Source organism: Sodalis-like endosymbiont of Proechinophthirus fluctus, assembly GCF_001602625.1.
In the GTDB taxonomy this organism is placed as follows: Bacteria; Pseudomonadota; Gammaproteobacteria; order Enterobacterales; family Enterobacteriaceae.
Genome location: NZ_LECR01000073.1, coordinates 24,761 through 26,164, shown reverse-complemented (window position 1 = coordinate 26,164; position 1,404 = coordinate 24,761). Strand labels below are relative to the sequence as shown.

Sequence of the window (1,404 nt, the reverse complement as noted above, 5' to 3'; positions counted from 1 at the left end):
ACTACGCTCATTGGATCCGCTGCTCGTGTGGGTGTCCGCCATGATGGATAAGCTGGCTTCTTATTCGCCTGAAATGACCTAGATAGGGCAGCTCAGAATATCACTGACCGACGCCGAGAAATTCCACCGAGTTAGTGGCCATGCGACAGGAGCAAGAACTACCAACCCTGCTGTATAGCATCGCCGGGAAGCCGGTGATCGCCGTTAAGCCTAGCGGACCAGACGCACTTTACGCTTGATATGCGCTAGCGTCTGGAGGGTACCGGCCACCTCACGCATCACTAACATATGAAAGCTGTTGGAGCCTAAGTCAATGGCGGCATAAAGTGAGAAGGAACTTATCATCTATGTTTAGCCCGGACGTTTACAGTTATGGCACGCCCCGCCGTTGCGGAGGGAATCCACTGCCGGTGCGATGGCGGGGTCAACCGTTTTGGCGCGGGCAGATCAGTCAGCAGCGCGTCACTGTTATATTTACTGAATGGGATATAATATCAATATATCTTTCTATTGCGGTAAGATTCAACGCATATTCTTCACACGCCAGGCTAATGGAACAACCGCTCTTGTCGACATGGCCGATATGGTGGACGTAATCTTCGCAGTCTTCGGGCAGATCACAATTGAGTACGTAGGCCACGGAGGGAATATGTAGTCCGCACGCGGCAACGTTCGTCGCCACTAGAATATCCAGAGCATCCTGGATAAACTATTCTAGAGGATGCGCAGGCACCGCTTTTGTGAGATATTTTCTGTCAGAAGTCCTACGCGATGACCGTCAGCGGTCAGGTGGCACCAGATATCCTCGCAACTGTGCTTGGTATTGGCGAAAATGATACACCGATCTCTGGCCACTCTTCCTCAACTAGGGTTTGCAGCAGCCGCATTTTTTCTTCGTTAGGAACGATAAAACAGCTCTTCTTGTATGCGATGGCCTATTTTCTGCAGCGGCTCCACTACTTCGATATACTCGGCGTTACTTAATATATTCGAATGTCAGCTCGCGTAACTCAGTAGGAAAGGGTGGCGAAAAACAGTATTTTCAGCTGTTCAGCGGTGGCGGGCATACGGTGGAACAGCCAGCGGATATCTTTGATGAAACCGAGGTCGAACATCCGATTAGCCTCGTCCAGAACCACCACCTGTATAGCGCATATATCGACTTAACTCTGTTTGGTGTAATCAATCATCCTGCCAGTGGTGCCTACCAAGATATCGACTCCGGCTTCCAGCACTTTCAGCTGTTTATCATAACCATAGCCTCCGTAGGCCAGCCCTATTTTCAGGGCTGGTTGCTTGGGCTAATAGTTCGGTGTTCGGAATGGATTTGCACCGCTGCCAGCTCGCGGGTGGGCGCCATAATCAGCGCGCGTGGCTTGGCTGATTGGTTTGATGTCCCTCAGC

General features: G+C 51.1%; 2 pseudogenes. Both read right to left on the bottom strand.

Going from position 1 to position 1,404, the window contains the following annotated elements:
- Positions 1–161: 161 nt before the first annotated feature.
- Positions 162–345 (bottom strand): annotated as a pseudogene (locus BG74_RS19030) (guanosine-5'-triphosphate,3'-diphosphate pyrophosphatase); the annotation flags it as partial.
- A 71-nt stretch (positions 346–416) separates the two neighbouring features.
- Positions 417–1,404 (bottom strand): annotated as a pseudogene (locus BG74_RS11345) (DEAD/DEAH box helicase); the annotation flags it as partial.